This is a genomic window from Maribacter litopenaei, assembly GCF_025244665.1.
In the GTDB taxonomy this organism is placed as follows: Bacteria; Bacteroidota; Bacteroidia; order Flavobacteriales; family Flavobacteriaceae; genus Maribacter; species Maribacter litopenaei.
Map to the genome: position 1 here is coordinate 3,231,560 of NZ_CP104205.1, position 19,245 is coordinate 3,250,804.

Here is a 19,245-nt window from a genome sequence, read left to right on the forward strand (position 1 = left end):
TAGGCTTTGGACTTGGTATTACCCTAGGTGATTTCAACAATGATAATTGGACAGATATTTTCATTTCCAATGATTTCTTTGAACGAGACTATCTCTACATCAACGACACCCGCGGTGGCTTTAGGGAGAATTTAGAAAAATACTTTGAATCCATCTCAATGGGATCCATGGGTGCAGATTTGGGTGATTTAGACAACGATATGTTGCCCGACCTTATAGTAACAGAAATGTTACCTGCCACAGAAGAACGAAAAAAAACAAAAACCTTGTTTGAATCTTGGGACAAACAACAACTGGCCGTAAAGGAAGGTTATTTCAATCAGTATGCGAGAAATGCGCTTCAGCGTAATCTTGGTAATGGGTCCTTTCTAGAAGTAAGTAGGCAAGCCAGTGTATCAGGAACTGAATGGAGCTGGGGTGCACTCATTTTTGATATGGACAATGACGGTTTTAAAGACATTTTTGTCAGCAACGGTATTTTCAAAGATTTGTTGGATCGTGACTATTTGGCTTATGACGCAAATGAAGAGAAAATAAGAAACCGCATAGCACAACAAGAAAAAAATGTCATTACTACGCTTATAGATGCAATGCCTTCCCAGGCTGTTCCTAATGCGGTATTTCACAATAAAGGGAACTTCAACTTTGAAAATACCGCGAAAAATTGGGGCTTAGGCACCCCAAGTTTCAGTAATGGGAGTGCCTTTGGAGATTTGGATAATGATGGGGACCTTGATCTAGTGGTGAACAATGTAAATATGCCGTCGTTCATTTATGAAAACACTACTGATACCTTAAAAAATCGAAGCATCCGAGATAGACCTTATGGATAACCAAGTAAAAGCAATTGGTGCAAAGGCATTGATAAAATCCAACGGCAAAGTGGTGGGGTATGGTGAGAATTTTGTTTCCAGGGGGTTTCAAAGTAGTATACCTTATGGAATTCATTTTGGAGTTGACAGTTTACTTGAAATTGACACCTTGATTATAACTTGGCCTAACAATGCCATTAGTAAACATTCCAATTTAAAAACCAATCAAAAGTATACTTTTAACCAACCAAGTTCTGATTCTGAACCTAGCGAATCCCAATTTAAATCGGTAAAGTATCCAGCCATTCTAAACAAAATTGACCCACTGTTTATTTTTGACCACAAAGAAAATAGGTATATCGATTTTGACAATGAAAGGCTGTTGACTCATATGAGCAGCAACGAGGGGCCGGCATTGGCGATTGAGGATATAAATGGGGACGGCAAACCGATTTTTTTATAGGTGGCGCAAAAAATCAATCCGGAAAAATTTTCATATCGAAAAAGGATGGCTATAGGGAAAACGATAATCCTTTTATAGATGATGCCATTTCGGAAGATACAGACGCCCTATTTTTTGATGGAGACGGAGACGGGGATTTTGATTTATATGTTTGCCATGGTGGCAAGGCATTTTCGCCCTATTCCATCGATCTCAATGATGCCTACTACATTAACAATGGTACTACCTTTATCAAAGCTCCTAACTCGCCAAATTTTAACAGGACCATGAGCTCATCTGTAGTGACATCTTCGGATTTTGACAATGATGGAGATAATGACCTATTCGTTGGAGAACGCTTTAAAACAAATTTGTATGGCCTCCCTGTATCAGGCTATATACTAGAAAATGACGGGAAGGGAAATTTCACCGCACAAGAAAATCCCTTATTCAAGGATTTAGGTATGATTACCGATGCAAAATGGAATGATATCAACAAAGACGGCTGGGAAGACCTAATTATTGTTGGCGAATGGATGCCAATTAAGGTATTTATAAACAACCAAGGCGTTTTTGAAGACCATAGTGCCAATTATGGACTTGAAGAAAGTTCAGGCCTTTGGAAAACTGTTGAACTCAAGGACATTGATGGAGATGGAGATACTGATATTATATCCGGGAACATAGGACAAAACGCCTTTTATGAAGGAAAAATGAAAATGTTTATTGCCGATTTTGATGGCAATGGTTTTCAAGAACAATTGATATGTAAAGAAAGGGATGGAAAATACTACCCCATAGCAGATAAAGATGAATTAATCTCGCAAATACCTTCACTCAAAAAGAAGTTTTTATATTATAAAGACTACGCACGAGCCGATATATCATCGATTTTTTCAGAGGAACAAATTAAAAATACCTATGCCGCTGAAATTGATATGGTAGAAAGTACTGTTTTTATTAATGAAAATGGCAAGTTCACAGCTAAGGCACTTCCTGATGAAATACAGTACGCACCCATATATTCCATTGCAATGGAGGACATAAACAATGACGGCCATCAAGACATTTTTCTTGGAGGAAATCAATTTATGGTAAAACCTCAGTTCGGCAGATATGATGCCTCAAAAGGATGGGCTATCTTTGGGCCTTTCACTTTAGAAAATACTCAAAAGGATGTAATTCCCTTATTTATAGATGGGCAAATACGTGCTATGACATGGATCGATTTCGAAGGAAAAAAGATATTAACGATTGGAAAAAATAATGAAGAAGTTCTTTTCTATGCATTCAAAAATAATTTTTAGAATAGGTATCCCCTTTCTTTTACTATGTTTATTGAGCTGTTCAGGTTCGGAATATACAAACCTCATTGAACGGGAAATGTCTAAGGGTATAATTCATGACTCCATACTATTTAATTTGAAATTCGGTCAGCACAGACAAGAGTTTTTTCGTGCTTGTTGGCAACTTAACCAACAAGGATTGGTCTCAAATGGGCCGGAAAATGAATCTGTAAAGTATAAATTACCCTTAAATGAGAATGATTCTTTGGAGTCTGAAATTACCCTACTTTTCTTTGGTGATTTTAATAATGAAAAAATTATGACGGGATTGGATTTGCAATTTTTTTATAGTGCATGGTCTATATGGAACAAAAAATTACAATCAGACAAATTGATTCCGGTCGTCATGGATACCTTAAAAAAATGGTACCCTGGGAATGATTTCATAAAAGTGCCTATAGAAAAGGACAGTACCCACCTATTCGTAAAAGTGGATGGTAATCGAAGAATAGTGATAAGGCCCTTGGACGACAATCGTATCGTTAAGGCAAAAATAGACGACCTTAGATATGTGTTGGATGAAAAGTAAAGACATGATGTTGGCTAAAATAATAAGAAGAATAGGGTTCTTAACTTTTTTGCTATTGTTCCTTTCCTCTTGTAAAGACAAAACCAGTGAACCTTCAAAACCTGAGGCTCAAACGGTCTTTAAACTACTTTCTGCCCAAAGCACTGGGATTGATTTCATAAACGATTTGAAATATGACCAAGAATTCAATGTATACAAATACCGTAATTATTATAATGGTGGTGGAGTAGCTATTGGTGATATAAACAACGATGGTTTACCAGATGTATATTTTATAGCAAACCAAAAAGAGAATAAGTTGTACCTGAATAAAGGCAATCTCCAGTTTGAGGATGTTACTGAACAAGCCAAAGTTGGAGGTACAAGACCTTGGTCTACCGGAGTAAGTATGGTAGACATTAATGCCGATGGTTATCTTGACATTTACGTTTGCAACTCAGGTGACCTGAATGGTGAAAACAAACAGAATGAACTCTTCATCAACCAGCAGGACGGTACTTTCAAAGAAATGGCGGCCGACTATAACCTAGACGACAAGGGCTTTTCCACGCACGCCTCTTTCTTTGATTTTGATAAGGATGGGGATTTGGATGTATACATACTTAATAATTCATACAAGGCAATCGGGGGATTTGACCTAAAAAAGAATGAACGTAATAAACGAGATATCCTTGGGGGCGATAAACTAATGGAAAATGTGGATGGAAAGTTTGTAGACATAAGTGAAAAAGCCGGTATTTATGGAAGTGTCATCGGATTTGGACTTGGGGTTACTGTTGGCGATGTGAACAATGATGGTTGGGAGGATATTTATGTATCCAATGATTTTTTTGAACGTGATTATCTATACATCAATAACCAAGATGGTACGTTTACCGAATCCCTTGAAAATGAAATAACCGCTACGAGCGTAGCTTCTATGGGGGCGGATATGGCCGATATAAACAATGATGGCTATAATGACATATTCGTTACGGAAATGCTCCCATCAGAATATGAAAGGTTAAAAACCGTAACCACATTTGAAGATTGGAACAAATACCAATTAAACCTAAACAGTGGATATTATCATCAGTTTACCAGGAACACCTTTCAACTCAACAATGCAGACAATACCTTTAGCGAAATTGGTAGATTAAGTGGTGTGGAAGCCTCCGATTGGAGCTGGGGAGCCTTGATATTTGATATGGATCATGATGGGCTAAAAGATCTTTTTATAGCAAATGGAGTCTATCAGGATTTGACAGACCAGGATTATCTTACCTACATTTCGAATACCGAGATCCTGAAATCGATGATTACAACTGATTCGGTGAACTATGCCAAACTAATAGAGCTCATTCCTTCTAATAAAGTCGAAAATCATGCCTATAAAAATCTTGGCAATTTAAAATTCGAAAAATTCGCAGTATCGGGCTTACTGGTGGAGAGTTTTTCAAATGGCTCAGCCTATGGAGACCTTGATAATGATGGAGATTTGGACTTAATTGTGAACAACCTCAACATGGAATCCTTTGTATATGAAAACACCACAATGGATACCAAAAAATCAAACTATCTCAAATTCGATTTACGCGGTGAAGGAAAAAATACCCAAGCCATAGGTTCTAAAATAATGGTGCTACCATATAATATTTCTGTGGAAAATCAACCGGTGAGAGGTTTTCAGTCAAGTATGGACATAAGACCAAATATAGGATTGCCAAACGACCAAAATGTTTCAGTTCATATACTGTGGCCATCCGGCAAAAAGACCATTCTAGAAGACATCAAGGTGAACCGGAGCCTTGTTCTTTATGAAAAAGATGCAAAAAAGACTGTTTTAGAGGAACCAGGTTCAGAAGCTAAATTGTTCAAAAAAGTGAATGGCTTATTGGACTATGTACATCAAGAAAATCGCTTTGTTGATTTTGACAGGGATCGTTTACTAAATCATATGGTGAGTACCGAAGGATCTAAAATGGCTTTTGGTGATGTAAATGGAGATGGAAGGGAAGATTTATTTATTGGGGGTTCCAAAGGGAATACACCCAGTCTTTTTATGAATACCCGTAATGGCTACGTTCTAAAAAAGTCAACGGATTTTGACCGAATAAAAATTCCGAAGATATGGAAAGTGTGTTTTTCGATGCGGACGGGGATAACGACCTAGACTTGTACGTATGCAGTGGTGGGGTGGAATATTCTCAATACTCAACGGATTTTCTAGATAGATTATACATCAACGATGGTCAAGGTAATTTTCAACTTTCCAATCAACAACTTCCGGTAAAAAACACTTTTCATAGCTCCTCTACAGTTGCAGTTTCAGATATTGACATGGATGGTGATTTAGACATATTCGTTGGTGAACGCATGGTACCTCTAAAGTATGGTATGGCTTGCTCCGGCTTTTTATTGGAAAATGATGGAAAAGGTAATTTTACTGACATTACAAAAACTTCGGCCAATGAACTTCAAGAAATAGGTATGATAACGTCGGCCCTTTTTCAAGATCTTGATGATGACGGGGACGACGATTTACTAATTGTTGGTGAGTTTATGGGCGTCGAAATTTTCACAAACGAATCCGGAAAGTTTGTACGAAAAAAGGATAATTCCTTAAGAGATTTAAAAGGTTGGTGGAATACTATAGTACCTAGTGATCTGGATGGGGATGGCGACATTGATTTTGTTGTAGGAAACCATGGCCTCAACAGTCGATTCAAAGCTAGCAAAGATCAACCTATCACCCTGTATTCTGAAGACTTCGACGGTAATGGATTTATTGACCCAATACTCACTTTTCGTAGTGACAACGGCCAAGACTATCCATATGCCCTTAGACATGATTTAATAGAGCAAATCAAGGCAGTAACCAAAAAATATCCAGATTATGAGTCCTTTAAAAATGCTTCGATAGACGATATTTTTTCATCTGAAACATTAAAAAATGCCGGAACCTTAAAGGCCAATACCCTTGAATCAGTACTATTGGAAAACAAAGGAAATTTCGTTTTTGAAGTTAAACCACTTCCCATCATGGCCCAGTTTTCAACGATTTATGCCATCGCGACGGATGATTTTGATGGAGATGGGGACCAAGACATTGTGCTAGGTGGAAACCTATACAACGTAAAGCCCGAAGTAGGGCGCTATGACGCATCCTACGGCGTGTTTTTGGAAAACCAAGGAGGTTTGGAATTTGATGCTCCTAAAAATGGAAAAGGTTTCAAGATCAAAGGTGAAGTTAGGGATATGGACATTACCGATCAGAAGCTATATGTAAGCAGAAATCGCGACTCAATAGCTGTATTTAAATTCAATTGATGAAAATTAATCCCCTAATACTAACAACTACACTTCTATTTCTAGCTTGTACCAACAAGGCTGAAAGAAATGCCTCTCTTGAAAAGGCTCCCATTTATTTCAATGAAGTACCAGCGGATAGTAGTGGAATCGATTTTTCCAATGACCTCCAGGATACGGAAGATTTAAACATCATAGAATACTTGTACTATTATAACGGTGGTGGCGTGGCTATTGGGGACATTAATAATGATGGTCTAGAGGATATCTACTTAACCGCAAACCGGAAGCCTGACCGCCTTTATTTGAATTTAGGTGATTTAAAATTCCAGGATATTTCTCTCGGATGCCGGTTTACTTATGGATTCAAGTTGGTCTACAGGGGTAACTATGACCGATATCAATAATGACGGTTTTTTGGATATCTATGTTTGCAAGGTAGGCGATTATAAAAGTCTTAAATCCCATAATTTAGTCTATCTTAACAACGGTGATTCCACATTTAAAGAGGTATCTAAGGAATATGGGCTTGACTTTTCAGGTTTTTCCACCCAAGCTGCTTTTTTAGATTACGATAGCGATGGGGATATGGATATGTATCTATTGAACCACTCCATCCATACTACTAGAAGTTATGGCAACATTTCCTTGCGACAACAGAAGGATTCCTTGGCCGGTGATCGATTTTATGAGAATAAGTTGAATGAAGGGGAAACGTTTTTTGCAGATGTAACCGATGCCAGTGGCATTTATAGCAGCGCACTGGGTTATGGTCCGGCGATTAGTGTTTCCGACATAAACAATGACGGGCTTCCGGATATCTATGTGGGTAATGATTTCCATGAAAATGATTATCTCTATATTAACCAAGGGGATAAAACCTTTAAAGGAATCCATGGCCGAATCTTTCAACCACACGTCTCGTTTTACCATGGGTGTTGATATTGCCGATATAAATAATGACCTTCTGCCTGATATATTTTCGCTGGATATGATGCCCTTTGATGCCCAAATCTTTATGAGATCAGGTGGTGAGGATTCAGATAAAGTAAGTCAAATCAAAAAAGGGTTTGGATTTGAAGATCAATTTGCAAGAAATACTTTTCAAGTGAATACGGGTCTAGGTCATTTTGCGGATGTGGCCCTATTGACAAATACCTATGCCACAGATTGGAGTTGGTCACCCTTGGTTCAGGATTTTGACAATGATGGGCAAAATGACATCTTCATAACAAACGGTATCTATAAAAGGCCAAACGACCTAGATTATATCAACTATTTGAGCAATATCGACTTCTCAAAATATCAAAGGGATGAACAGAATGAAATCGAATCAAAGCTCATTGCGCAAATCCCTACCGTAAATATTCCCAATATCATTTTTAGGAATACTGGAAAACTAAGTTTTGAGCGCCTTTCAGAGACTTCGGTCTCAATGCATCTTACTCCAATGGTGCAGCATATTCAGATTTGGACAATGACGGGGATCTTGATCTGATAGTGAACAATATCAATCAAAAGGCAAGTCTTCCGGAGAATGTAAGTGAACGACATGCGGGTAACAACTATATTTCCTTCAAATTGAATGGAAACGAAGAATATAAAAACCCCCTAGGATCAAAAGTAATAGTATATTCTGGTGGAAGTCAGTTTGTGAAAGAACTTACAAACGTAAAAGGTTTTCAGTCTTCTTCTACGCACAGACTACATTTTGGATTGGGCAATATCAGAGTTACCGATTCTGTTCAAATATATTGGCTGGATGGAAAAGTACAATCCGAAATTGGATTGAGCATCAATCAAGAACATCCCATTACTCGAAAATCAAACTTGCCCAAAAGGCCAAGAAAAGAAATACTTCAGAAAGACAATTATGAATTTTTCAATTTCGTCCATTTAGAAAATAACTATCTCGATTACGAACGCGAGCGACTTATTCCTGAAAAATTGTCCACCGAGGGTCCTGCTTTGGTAAAGGCGGATTTCAATGGCGATGGCCTCAATGACCTCTTTATTGGTGGGGCCAAATATCAATCTCCGTCTCTTTATTTTGGGAATAATGATGGTACGTTTTCTGAGGACAAAAATTCAACCCTTCGGAAGGACGCCATTTATGAAGATGTTGATGCTACCGTTTTAGATATAGAGAATGATGGTGATTTAGACCTGTATGTGATGAGTGGTGGCAATGAACTGGTAGAGGGCAATTCCAATTTGGAAGACCGTATCTATGTAAATGATGGTACTGGCACCTTTGAACGCCTAAATATTCCCTTAATAAAAACGAATGGCGGCAGTGTTTCTGCGGCGGATTTTGATGGTGATGGCTATGATGACCTTTTCATTGGCAATCGTTCTATCCCAGGCGGATATGGACTCTCCCCGGTTAGTTATATTCTAAAAAATGATGGTACCGGAAAATTTGTAGTTCTACAACAAGAAAGAATCGGTATGGTGACCGATAGTGAATGGGCAGACATTAACGCTGACGGATTATTGGACTTGGTTATAGTTGGCGATTGGATGCCAATTACAATACTTATCAATCAGGGGGATTCAAAATTATTGAACGAAACCAAGAACCTTGGATTGGAACATACGAGCGGTATGTGGAACACAGTATCTGTAACAGATCTTGATAATAATGGCCAACCGGACCTCTTGGTAGGCAATGTAGGAATGAATTACAAGTTCAAAGCCAGTACCGAACGCCCTATTAAATTATTTATCGATGATTTTGATGAAAATCAACAACCAGATCCTATCATATTTTATGATTTTTTCGGAAAATATGTGCCTTTTGCCTCTAAGGACAAACTAACCGAACAACTACCCCATTTAAAAAAGAAGTTCTTAAGCTATACCAAATTTTCCAAAATTAATGGTATCGAGGATTTGACCGGAAAAAAAGAGGAGGAAATTATGAAGACCAAACAGGTACAGGAACTTCGTTCTATGCTCTATCTTAATCCTGGAAATAATATAAAAGGGGTTCCCTTGCCAATTAATGCGCAAATGAGCAGTATTCAAGACTTTTATATATCAAAAAACGGAACCGTCTATTATATTGGAAACTTCAAGGGACAAACCAATGAGTTGGGACAAAATATTGAAAATGCTGGAGGTATATTTTATTTGAATTCCTCTGCGGATTTAATTCATAAAGATTTTCCGGATCTCCCCAAAGGATTAGAGACAAGAAAAATAACACCTATATCTCAAAATAAATTCTTGATCTTGGCAAACGATGACCGTTCCTATATCATTCAAGAAAATTGATCATGGTTATAGGTCTAACTAGAAGATTTTATTTCCGCTAAAGACTAAACTATAATTGTCCATAGCTAAATAAAAGAATTATGGCTCTATAAGAAAAACTCCAATCTAGCTGTGTCTTTTGATCTAATGAATTTTGAAAAGCAAAGTCTTTCTACTTATAAAATTTTAAAAAGGCTTAACGAAAGTTTAATGTACCTCTTTAAAACCCAATTTTAACCCTAAAGAATTGAATAGCAGTCAAAATAATGTAATTTTGCCTACGCTACGGGAATGCTCCTATTGTAAATAAAACAAAAAGACATAAGATATGTTCAAGAAAGTTTCGGCCATTTTGCTTATTGTATTTCTCTTTTCTTGTTCGGAGGAAAAGCCCATAAGCAATGAACCGATCAATGTAACGGCAGAAGATTTACATACCTCCATAGATAAGGTAGTAGAGATTATGATACATGATATATTTTCGCCCCCAGTGGCTAGTAGAATATTCGCGTATCCTAATATAGCTGCCTATGAAATAATTGCGCAGGTAAATCCGGAATACAATTCCTTGGCCGGACAGGTCAATGAACTAACACCAATTCCTGCATTGGATTCCCTCCAAAATGTAAATCCAAATTTGGCGGCTTTGATCGCCCATATGGACATTAGCAAACAATTGATTTTCTCTGAGGACAAATTCAACGTATTACAGGATAGTCTCTTTACCAAATGGGAAACAACGAACAAAGTTGAGTTCGAAGCATCAAAAGCGTATGGAGAAAAAGTTGCCAAGCATATTAAAGGAATGGATGGGTAAGGACAATTACAGCCAAACCCGTACAATGCCCAAGTTTACCGTAGACACGGACAATCCTGCTAGATGGCAACCCACACCTCCAGCCTATATGGATGGGATTGAGCCCCATTGGAACAAGATCCGTCCGTTTTTCTTAGATTCGGCAGCACAGTTCAAGCCTGTGCCTCCGCCAGCATTTTCAATGGACAAAAATTCTCAATTCTACAAGGAGCTTCTAGAGGTATATGAGACCAGCAACAGGATTACCGCTGTTGGAGACGACTCTGAGGAAGTGGCAATTGCGAAATTTTGGGACTGTAATCCATATGTATCCGTTACTCGTGGGCATTTAATGTTTGCCACCAAAAAAATAACACCTGGGGCACATTGGATTGGTATTACGAAAATAGCCTGCCGAAATACCGATAGCGATTTCGTTAAAAGTATCTATGCCTATACAAAGACTTCTATGGCCATTGCAGATGCCTTTATAAGTTGTTGGGACGAGAAATACCGTAGCAATCTTATTCGTCCGGAGACATTAATAAATCAGCATATTGACGAAAACTGGGTGCCCATTTTACAAACACCTCCTTTTCCGGAGTATACCAGTGGACATAGCGTGGTTTCCGGTGCGGCAGCCACGGCTTTGACCGATATTTTTGGGGACGACTTTAGTTTTGACGATGATACCGAACTGCCCTATGGCCTTCCCACAAGAAGCTTTACATCTTTCAACAAAGCAGCAGATGAAGCGGCCATTAGTAGAATGTACGGTGGCATCCATTACAGGGCCGCAGTAGAAGTAGGTGTGGGACAAGGCAGAAAATTAGGTGCGTTGCTTATCGATAAAATAAAAATGAAAAGCGACAATTCCGTTGCTTCAAATCAGGAGTAGTTCCCATTAGATTCGTAAATTCATATGTTCTTATCAAACTTTTTAGTAAATGATTAGAACATTTCTTTTGTTGCTCTTTATAACAATTACTTCCTGTACTAACTACGGTCAATTGAAAGTCGTTGCGGATTTACCCGGCAGCCTCAAAGAGAACTCCGGTATGGTAAGTCTTAAGGATTCAACGGTATGGATTGTTGAGGATGGGGGAAATAAAGACGAGCTTTATAAAATAAATTTTAAGGGCGAAATTCTCAAAACACTTGAGGTAAAGAACGGGGACAATGATGACTGGGAAGACCTAACAAAGGACAGTCTTGGTAATGTATATATTGCCGATATAGGAAATAACAATAACACCCGTAAAAACTTAACTATTTATAAAGTTCCCAACCCGGAAATAGAGCCCGGGGATAAAATAGATGCCGAAAAAATAGAACTGAAATATCCGGAACAGAAAGAGTTTCCCCCAAAAAAGGACAAACGTTTTTTTGATGCGGAGGCCCTTTTCCATTATAATAATAAGCTATTCATTGTCACCAAGAATAGGTCCAATCCTTTTACGGGCAGTGCCTATGTTTATAGTGTCCCGGATGAAAAGGGGGAGTACGAAGCTACTTTGGTTGCCGAAATTAACTTATGTTCAGATTGGGAGACTTGTCAAATTACAGGTATGGACATTTCTCCAAGTGGTAAGAAGGTGATTGCACTCAGTTACGGAAAACTATTCATATTTACGGATTTTACTTGGGACGATTTTTCCAACGGAAAAATTGAGGAAATAGATTTAGGGATTCGGATCCAATTGGAGTCCATCTGCTTTATCAATGAATATACCCTATTATTGTCCGATGAACGTTCTCATGGAACAGGAAACAACCTCTATTCTTTAGACTTAAGAAAGGTTAAAACCAATTAAAATCCGAAACCGAGACCAAAGGAAAAGCGTGGATCATCCTCACTATAGAACATGGCAACATTTGCCGTTAAAATATCGGCGCTATTAAGAAAAAATCCTCCTCCAAAAGAAGTATGCCATTGATTGGAAGCTATCCCTGGAGACCATACCCTTCCATAGTCAAATCCGCCAAAAAGTCCCGAGCAGTGGGTAATATACGAGTCCTCATTTTTCGGAGACTATACCTAACATCCGTATTTTGGTAATAAGAAGCTTTGCCTGTAAATCTTTGATTTCTGTAGCCTCTTAAACCATCCGTTCCACCAATACTGGCGGCTTGGTAAAATTCGTATCCGTTCCCCATATTTAAATGCCCTTTCCACTTGGTTGCAAGAACCAAACGTCCGTTTGGAATCAGTTTGTAATCGAATGAAATACTGGGTATCAAATACCCAAAATTCTTTCCTTCCAACCCAACATTATCCTTAAATCCGAGTGCAATCGACGTTGCCATTCCCATTGTAGGGAAGCTTTGGTTATCATGATTTTCATAAGAATAGCTACCATGCACACCTAAAAAACTATTCCCTGTTTCCTGTCCGTTTTGCTGGTAAAAACTATTGATAAACCTATCCGATGTTTCTTCCACCTCGATGGATTCATAGGAAATTCCAAGTCCGAATTTAGCCCCTAAAGGACTTCTCCATATTAATGACGGTGCAAATTCAAAATTTTGAATACGAACCCTATTATAATCCATACCTAAATCATCATCCAAATTTTCCGTATTATTTCCAAAACCAAAAAAGTTAATCGCAAAATTGGGAGTTGTGAATCTTGTCTTTAGTGCCAAATTCCAGTGTTCAAAAATATTTGCAAACTCTCCATTATAATGAAGTTCCACTCCACTAGTGGCAAAATAATAGGATGCTTTGAACGTATGTTGTTGTGTAAAAGGGTTCTGTCTGAAACCATTATAGGTGTAAGTATCCAAAAAACCAACTTTGATACCATCATCTGGATTAAAACCTACCGTTGGCAACACTTGATTATTGCTACTTCGTATGTTCAAAGGGTTGTAGGTATTTACAGGATAATCGTCCGTTAATCTTACCCTTGTTTTTGTCACCTCTTCAAAGGTATTGTCTTTACTTTTATAGTCATAAATAGCTACTCCCCTACCGTTTTTTATTCTATAAATATCATTGTTTTGCCCACCTATGATACGCACCTTAATACCACTGTAATTGTTGAAGTTGTCCATTTCAAAAACATCGTCATCATCCAATCCGTAAATCCAAATTTCATGGGTGCTGGAAGCATTGAAAATTTTATCGAAAAATTGTTTTTTCTTTTCTCCATCAATGATTCTATAGGCTTTCACTTGTGTTCTTCGATTATCCAATCGATTTATTACAAACCAGTCATCCTTGTCAGTACCCACAACTGTTGCAAATTTGTTCAGTACATTGAAATATTGAATGGCTGTACTTTCTACATTTTGAACCCTTGAAAGCAAGACTCTTTTAATTTCCTGAATACCCCCATCCTGCACCTCTTCGGGGAACATTTTAAATGCCTCATTTATCGCGTTTTCATCTAAATTATCCCTTAAGAATTTAGCCTGTTGCCTCCAGTCATCTAAAGTACTTTCAGACAATAGGGCTAAATCCAACACATAAGTTTTGGGTGAAGAATTAAATCCCTTGACATTTCTTATTTCTTCATTGAAGCCTTCCATTAACCTAAGTCCGGGGATAATACGTGTAGCTAGCCCCATGAAAATACCATCACCCATTTGGGAGTATGCCTGATCACGATCGCGGGGAACCGGTCTATATACTACTTTACCATCCTCCTTAAATTCTGCCCACCTCCATTGGTGCACATGCCTGTCCCAATCACCAATGACCATATCGAACAATCTAGCCCTGATATAGGCTTCCGTATCTACCTCATATTTCTCATCATCGCGCAGATCTTCCAACATGGAATCTGTACTCTTTAATTCGTTGGAATATCCAAAACTTTTTAAATCCCCATGGCCATCACCGGCATGTTCCTCTATCATATATAGCTCGTCACCAAAAACATCGTTGTATTCTCCCAAACCATCCTGCTTTGGGATGTAATAGAGAACCGGATTTGTATGTAAGATTCCAACAGCGTCTGAAAGCTTTCCTATGGTAAACGGTGCATAGGGATGGAATCCTGTATAAAAATCCTCCAATAGTTCTTGGGCATAAGTATCCTTTAAATCATCCATGACATATTGTTCTTGAAAGGCCATGGACTGTAAATAAAGTTCCGGAAGTTTTCGTAAGGCGCGCATCACATATTCCTTTCCTGAATCATGTCTTAGCCGCAGTGATTTGGACTGATGGCCCCCTCCTTTTTTTACAGGTTTAAGTCCACCGAACAAGGTATCAATATAAACGACCGGTGCTGTGACTTCCCTACCATAATATTTGCGGTAACGTTCACCCCGGATGGCTTTGAAAAACCCCGATCTATCAATTTCCTCTTTGGTGTAAACGGATGCCATTACTTCCTTCTCAGGAATTTTGGAGTATACGGTATCCACCTTTTTTACTTCCGGAGGGAGCACCGCCGATGTGAAAAGGAACTCTTCTTCCCCACTTTCATCCACACCATAATAGCGAACCCTAGAAGACCCGTCATCATATATTTCCAAGGTGGCATAACCCATTCTTCCAGTGGAAAAGCGAGATCCATTCAACAATCTTGTATCACCTTTTTTAGCACCGTGAACCGCTCACAATCTGTGGTGTACTGTTCTCAACGATATATTGCAACGTATGTTCATGCCCGGAAGCAAAAATCACCTTGTCTGAGTATTGGGCCAAGGTAGTAACCCGCTTTACCAAATCTAAATATCTTTTGTTCCCCATATCCTCAGTGGAAGCACCTGAGGTTCTCCTAAGAATATTTATAAAAGTGCCCAATCCAGGCAAAGGAATTGGCAAGTCTTTTGGATAAAAATGTTTCTTAAAGGAATATTGACCACCATGAGGTCCATAGCTGGTCATTGGATGATGCATGGCTATCAATGTAGTCCTGTCCCTATAATCCTTTATAGCACCCTCCAATTCCAAAAGGAATTTTTCCCTACTTTTTATTTCACATTTATCATTTATATCAGGTCTTCTATTCCAATTGGTAAGATACCATTCCGTATCCAAAACAATGATGGCCAAATCGTCGCTTACCTCTATCACATCAATAGGACAGCCATTTTTAGGCAGAAAAGCATCTTTATCGTCCAACTGTTCCTTTACATAGTCCTCTTCCCTTTCCAGCCCTATTAGTCCCTCTGTATACCAGTCATGGTTTCCAGGAATAAAAAGCTTTCTTCCCTTGAAATTTGCAAGTGTGTTCAATTGGGCATCTAAATGATTTTTTGCCGTTAGGTAGGCAATAGTAGAGTCCTTTGGATTTGGTAGTCCTGCGGGATATATGTTGTCACCAAGAAATATGGCCGTGCTATTCTCATGGGCTTTATCAAGTCTCTTTTTGAAGATTTTTAGGGCTGGATTCATACCTCTCATAGGGGAGAGACCTGCATCTCCGATCAAATAAAAGGTATGTTGCACTTCTTTATCCAAAACCAAATCTTCTGAATCCTTTATATCGGCATATTTGGATTTATAAGTAGCGCATCCTGTAATCAATAAAACTAATAAAAGAGAGGCACCATATTTTTTCATGTAAACGTTCCTGTATTCAATTTTTTGTAATTTGGAATTTCTAAATAAATTTTCTCATGGCGGATATTCTTCTGAATACCAAAAAACACGTTGAAGCACTATTGACCAAAGAGTTAGACCCCAATTATCTTTACCACAATTTACGTCATACACAACGTGTTGTTAAAAGTACTAAAGAATTATCTAAAGCATGCGCCTTATCGGATAAGGAAGTAGAGGTATTGGAAATTGCCGCTTGGTTTCATGACACAGGCTATACGATAGAAACAAAAAATCATGAGAAGAACAGCTGTATCATGGCTGCTGAATTCTTGGAGAAAAACGGATACGACCCCGAATTAACTTCCAAGGTTAGCCAATATATCATGGCTACGGAAAAAAATGCAGTGCCAACTAGTTTGGAAGAAAAAATAATTAGGGACGCCGATGCATCGCATTTCGCCCAAAAAAGCTATTTGGAAACATCGGAGTTATTAAGGGAGGAACTTAGATTATTGAACATCGCGGATTACACCTATAAAGACTGGGTAGATATCAACATAAAAATGCTAGGCAACCAGCATCGATACTATACCGATTGCGCTAAAGAACTCGGCAAGAAAAAAAGGATGATAACCTTAACAAACTTATCAAAGAAAAAAAATCGATAAAAAAGATTGCAAAAAAAGAGGCGTTAAAAGCCAAGTTTAAGGGAGAAAGTCCGGACAGGGGTATCCAAACATTGTTCAGGGTTACCCTAAAAAACCATATTACCTTGAGTGATATTGCCGATACCAAAGCGAACATACTTCTTTCTGTAAACGCAATCATTATTTCTTTGGCCCTATCCAACCTTATCCCAAAATTGGACAATCCATCGAATGATTATCTTATTTATCCTACAGTTATCTTCGTACTTTTCAGTGTTATCTCTATGATTTTAGCGGTGTTGGCAACGAGACCAAATGTTACAAGTGGCGAATTTACCAAGGAAGATGTGGCCAAAAAAAAGGTCAATTTATTGTTCTTTGGGAATTTTCATAAGATGAGCCTTCCAGATTATGAGTGGGCGATCAATGAACTGGTAAAAGACAGGGACTATATATATTCATCCTTGACCAAGGATCTTTATTTTTTGGGTATCGTATTGGATAAAAAATACCGACTGTTGCGTTGGATCTACACTACTTTTATGATAGGTATGATTATATCCGTGATAGCCTTTGCCGTTTCCTTTAAATTTTTTGGCCCGGAAAGACAGCTCCAGGAACTGGTATCCCAAGTACTATTCTTTTAAGGTTGCCATTAAATCCTCGTACGTATAGGATTCTTGTGATTCTTTGTCCGTTTTGTATAAAATTTCTGCCCTAATGGCCTTCAAACCGGAGACTCCTTGAAGACCCTCAAGTTCCACAATTTCAACCTTATCCGTAAAGTAATTTTTGGATTTTAAGAATTTGATATACCTTAAATATTCAAGCTCGTCCTTTTTTTGGGAGTAGACGATGGCTATTTTTCCGGTCCGGGTAAGGCGCTCATTGGTACCTTTAATATAGGCCTTATCTATCCGTTTTTTAATGACCTCGTATCGGGCGTTATATGTCCCATCCACATCGAATTTCTTTTCGTCCATTCTAAATCGAATGGACAGAGAAGAACTATAGACCAATATCAATGAAGTTGCATCCAAAGGTATGGGCAACTCCGGTTTAAGCTTGTAATGAACGTTTTCCATTTCGCACATTACCTGTAATTGCCATAATCTAAGATTGTTAAGGTAAAGCGAATTAAAGCCTCCATTTTCAGAAATACTTTCGCCGATGTACATATTATGTTCTACCCCATCCGTTTTGTAACGTTCAAAATAGTGGGGGAACATAGCCTGCGCATTTTCCTGCTTTTTATCCAAAACGGAAACCAATTTTTTGTTGATAAGGGTCACACTCTCATCATAGTTTTTTCTATGATCGTAATAGGAACCGGTACCCATATCTATCTTGGCCTCATAAGCCTGAATATGTTTCGCTATTTCTGTGTCGGTCCTTTTTAAATGAGTGAAGACTGGGTCAATTTCTTCTTGTACGAAATCAAATATCGCCTGCTCACTGTTGGTATATAGCATTTCCTTGATGCTATCCAAATGGTTATTTACCCTATAAATGAGCTCTTCGTAAATTGGCAACCTATTCTTTGCCATTGCCTCCTCCAAAACCATATTAATTTGCGACAATTGAATCATTAAATCCCTTTGAATGGCCTTGTTTCTAGCTTTGGAAGAATCTTTTATATCTATTTGGCCATATAATGGGTAGACATTTTTAAAAACAATTTCCTTGAAAGATGGAGATCTGTTTTCTAGCTGATCTTTGATAAAATACTTTGCTTCTTCTTGGAATCTCCAATATACGGAGGAATGTACAGATGTGCATTCATTTTGTATGATAGCATCTATGAGGTTTTCCTCTTCTACCTTAGACCGCACGACGGCAGAAACAATGTACGGCATTACATCGTCCAGTTTCCTGGCATTGACCCCATTTAATTCGTTCTTCCTACTGGAGACTACCTCCAAAACTCCCAAAAGTTCCCCCTCAAAGGCAATGGGCGCCAATATGGCGCTTTTTACCTTTTGGTCATCAAGTACATGATACGGGTCGCTACCATTAGATTCCTGATTGTATTTTTCTACATCGGATATGGCAAAATATTTATTTTCCTCTATTAGTTTTTTGTAGGAATATTGACAAAGGGCATCATGACATAATTTGGAATCCTTTCCATTCAAAATAAAGCTAGTCATATCCTTCCCATAAACAGGTTCAAATTGGTCCTTCTTTGCGTTATAGACCACAAAACCTACTTTGATATCCGGCAATCTGAAAAAGGACCTGAAAGTTTCCTGTAGGTTGCCCATGAAATTATCGCTTGATCTCTTATCGCTGGCAATTAGGCTTGATTTGATTTCCGAAATGGAATGCTCGGCGGTAACATCGAACATATTGGCAATAATGAAACCTTTGGCAACAAAACTGTCCGGTGGTATCTTATCCTGCCAAAGACTAAGATTATCCGGACTTTCCATGAGTTCATCTATATCCTGCTGGGAAAGGTCTTTTGATTTTTCCGTCGGTAAAATTTCCATAAAATCCGCATTGTACATAATGCGATAATGGTGCATTACGCCTTTGGAATCCGGTATATCATAAAAATAGGGCCTACTGAAATCCAACTCCACCCCATAGTGGAACTTTAGAATGACTACACATCCCATAAT

General features: G+C 38.3%; 16 protein-coding genes and 1 pseudogene. 14 read left to right on the plus strand and 3 right to left on the minus strand.

The genetic code is table 11. From position 1 onward, the window contains the following. Positions 1-158 precede the first annotated feature (158 nt). The 12 genes and pseudogenes from NYZ99_RS17490 to NYZ99_RS17545 all read left to right on the plus strand — a co-directional run bounded on the left by NYZ99_RS17490 (position 159) and on the right by NYZ99_RS17545 (position 12,285). Positions 159-833: an FG-GAP repeat domain-containing protein gene (locus NYZ99_RS17490; protein ID WP_260572495.1), complete on the plus strand. Its 675-nt coding sequence runs from the start codon at positions 159-161 to the stop codon at positions 831-833. Next, complete coding sequence (locus NYZ99_RS17495; RefSeq protein ID WP_260572496.1) at positions 826-1,275, plus strand: ASPIC/UnbV domain-containing protein; 450 nt, start codon at positions 826-828, stop codon at positions 1,273-1,275. The genes NYZ99_RS17490 and NYZ99_RS17495 overlap by 8 nt, the downstream gene beginning before the upstream one ends. A 266-nt stretch (positions 1,276-1,541) precedes the next feature. Then, complete coding sequence (locus NYZ99_RS17500; protein WP_338039085.1) at positions 1,542-2,561, plus strand: FG-GAP repeat domain-containing protein; 1,020 nt, start codon at positions 1,542-1,544, stop codon at positions 2,559-2,561. Between the two features lie 76 nt (positions 2,562-2,637). Next, positions 2,638-3,129: a hypothetical protein gene (locus NYZ99_RS17505; RefSeq protein ID WP_260572497.1), complete on the plus strand. Its 492-nt coding sequence runs from the start codon at positions 2,638-2,640 to the stop codon at positions 3,127-3,129. After that, positions 3,119-5,281 carry a CRTAC1 family protein gene (locus NYZ99_RS17510; RefSeq protein WP_260572498.1) on the plus strand — a complete coding sequence of 721 codons (2,163 nt, stop codon included), beginning with the start codon at positions 3,119-3,121 and terminating at the stop codon, positions 5,279-5,281. The genes NYZ99_RS17505 and NYZ99_RS17510 overlap by 11 nt, the downstream gene beginning before the upstream one ends. Continuing rightward, positions 5,239-6,438 (plus strand): FG-GAP repeat domain-containing protein, encoded by a 1,200-nt coding sequence (locus NYZ99_RS17515; RefSeq protein ID WP_260572499.1) that lies wholly within the window; start codon positions 5,239-5,241, stop codon positions 6,436-6,438. Before NYZ99_RS17510 ends, NYZ99_RS17515 begins: the two co-directional genes overlap by 43 nt. Further along, complete coding sequence (locus NYZ99_RS17520) at positions 6,438-6,824, plus strand: FG-GAP repeat domain-containing protein (RefSeq protein WP_260572500.1); 387 nt, start codon at positions 6,438-6,440, stop codon at positions 6,822-6,824. The genes NYZ99_RS17515 and NYZ99_RS17520 overlap by 1 nt, the downstream gene beginning before the upstream one ends. After that, on the plus strand, positions 6,808-7,359 hold the full coding sequence (locus tag NYZ99_RS17525) for an FG-GAP repeat domain-containing protein (protein WP_260572501.1): 552 nt from the start codon (positions 6,808-6,810) through the stop codon (positions 7,357-7,359). Before NYZ99_RS17520 ends, NYZ99_RS17525 begins: the two co-directional genes overlap by 17 nt. Next, entirely contained in the window at positions 7,313-7,915 is a 603-nt protein-coding gene (locus NYZ99_RS17530; RefSeq protein ID WP_260572502.1) for an FG-GAP repeat domain-containing protein, read from the plus strand. Before NYZ99_RS17525 ends, NYZ99_RS17530 begins: the two co-directional genes overlap by 47 nt. Next, entirely contained in the window at positions 7,888-9,696 is a 1,809-nt protein-coding gene (locus NYZ99_RS17535) for an FG-GAP-like repeat-containing protein (protein ID WP_260572503.1), read from the plus strand. Before NYZ99_RS17530 ends, NYZ99_RS17535 begins: the two co-directional genes overlap by 28 nt. A 307-nt stretch (positions 9,697-10,003) precedes the next feature. Then, positions 10,004-11,369 (plus strand): annotated as a pseudogene (locus NYZ99_RS17540) (vanadium-dependent haloperoxidase). Positions 11,370-11,418: 49 nt separating this feature from the next. Beyond that, a complete protein-coding gene (locus NYZ99_RS17545; protein WP_260572504.1) occupies positions 11,419-12,285 on the plus strand; it encodes an NHL repeat-containing protein in 867 nt (288 codons plus the stop codon). Positions 12,286-12,415: 130 nt separating this feature from the next. On the opposite strand, the gene NYZ99_RS17550 is transcribed toward NYZ99_RS17545, so the two are convergent. Together NYZ99_RS17550 and NYZ99_RS22265 are read right to left on the minus strand one after the other, a co-directional pair. After that, positions 12,416-15,007 carry a BamA/TamA family outer membrane protein gene (locus NYZ99_RS17550; RefSeq protein ID WP_338039086.1) on the minus strand — a complete coding sequence of 864 codons (2,592 nt, stop codon included), beginning with the start codon at positions 15,005-15,007 and terminating at the stop codon, positions 12,416-12,418. A 16-nt stretch (positions 15,008-15,023) separates the two neighbouring features. After that, positions 15,024-15,992 carry a metallophosphoesterase family protein gene (locus NYZ99_RS22265; RefSeq protein WP_338039087.1) on the minus strand — a complete coding sequence of 323 codons (969 nt, stop codon included), beginning with the start codon at positions 15,990-15,992 and terminating at the stop codon, positions 15,024-15,026. Between the two features lie 56 nt (positions 15,993-16,048). On the opposite strand from NYZ99_RS22265, the gene NYZ99_RS22270 reads away from it, so the two are divergent. Then, the gene (locus NYZ99_RS22270) at positions 16,049-16,642 is read left to right on the plus strand and encodes an HD domain-containing protein (RefSeq protein ID WP_338039088.1); all 594 of its coding nucleotides are present in this window, start codon (positions 16,049-16,051) and stop codon (positions 16,640-16,642) included. 71 nt (positions 16,643-16,713) lie between these two features. Next, positions 16,714-17,268 carry a Pycsar system effector family protein gene (locus NYZ99_RS22275; RefSeq protein WP_338039089.1) on the plus strand — a complete coding sequence of 185 codons (555 nt, stop codon included), beginning with the start codon at positions 16,714-16,716 and terminating at the stop codon, positions 17,266-17,268. On the opposite strand, the gene NYZ99_RS17560 is transcribed toward NYZ99_RS22275, so the two are convergent. Next, positions 17,257-19,242, minus strand: a complete 1,986-nt coding sequence (locus NYZ99_RS17560) for a GAF domain-containing protein (protein WP_338039090.1) — start codon at positions 19,240-19,242, stop codon at positions 17,257-17,259. The genes NYZ99_RS22275 and NYZ99_RS17560 overlap by 12 nt on opposite strands. Positions 19,243-19,245 lie beyond the last annotated feature (3 nt).

Excerpts from the sequence above, each read along its gene's own strand:
- NYZ99_RS17490 (WP_260572495.1), top strand. The coding sequence starts at position 159 with ATGGGATCCATGGGTGCAGATTTGGGTGATTTAGACAACGATATGTTG.
- NYZ99_RS17495 (WP_260572496.1), top strand. The coding sequence starts at position 826 with ATGGATAACCAAGTAAAAGCAATTGGTGCAAAGGCATTGATAAAATCC.
- NYZ99_RS17500 (WP_338039085.1), top strand. The coding sequence starts at position 1,542 with ATGAGCTCATCTGTAGTGACATCTTCGGATTTTGACAATGATGGAGAT.
- NYZ99_RS17505 (WP_260572497.1), top strand. The coding sequence starts at position 2,638 with ATGTCTAAGGGTATAATTCATGACTCCATACTATTTAATTTGAAATTC.
- NYZ99_RS17510 (WP_260572498.1), top strand. The coding sequence starts at position 3,119 with ATGAAAAGTAAAGACATGATGTTGGCTAAAATAATAAGAAGAATAGGG.
- NYZ99_RS17515 (WP_260572499.1), top strand. The coding sequence starts at position 5,239 with ATGGAAAGTGTGTTTTTCGATGCGGACGGGGATAACGACCTAGACTTG.
- NYZ99_RS17520 (WP_260572500.1), top strand. The coding sequence starts at position 6,438 with ATGAAAATTAATCCCCTAATACTAACAACTACACTTCTATTTCTAGCT.
- NYZ99_RS17525 (WP_260572501.1), top strand. The coding sequence starts at position 6,808 with ATGACCGATATCAATAATGACGGTTTTTTGGATATCTATGTTTGCAAG.
- NYZ99_RS17530 (WP_260572502.1), top strand. The coding sequence starts at position 7,313 with ATGGCCGAATCTTTCAACCACACGTCTCGTTTTACCATGGGTGTTGAT.
- NYZ99_RS17545 (WP_260572504.1), top strand. The coding sequence starts at position 11,419 with ATGATTAGAACATTTCTTTTGTTGCTCTTTATAACAATTACTTCCTGT.
- NYZ99_RS22265 (WP_338039087.1), bottom strand. The coding sequence starts at position 15,992 with ATGAAAAAATATGGTGCCTCTCTTTTATTAGTTTTATTGATTACAGGA.
- NYZ99_RS22270 (WP_338039088.1), top strand. The coding sequence starts at position 16,049 with ATGGCGGATATTCTTCTGAATACCAAAAAACACGTTGAAGCACTATTG.
- NYZ99_RS17560 (WP_338039090.1), bottom strand. The coding sequence starts at position 19,242 with ATGGGATGTGTAGTCATTCTAAAGTTCCACTATGGGGTGGAGTTGGAT.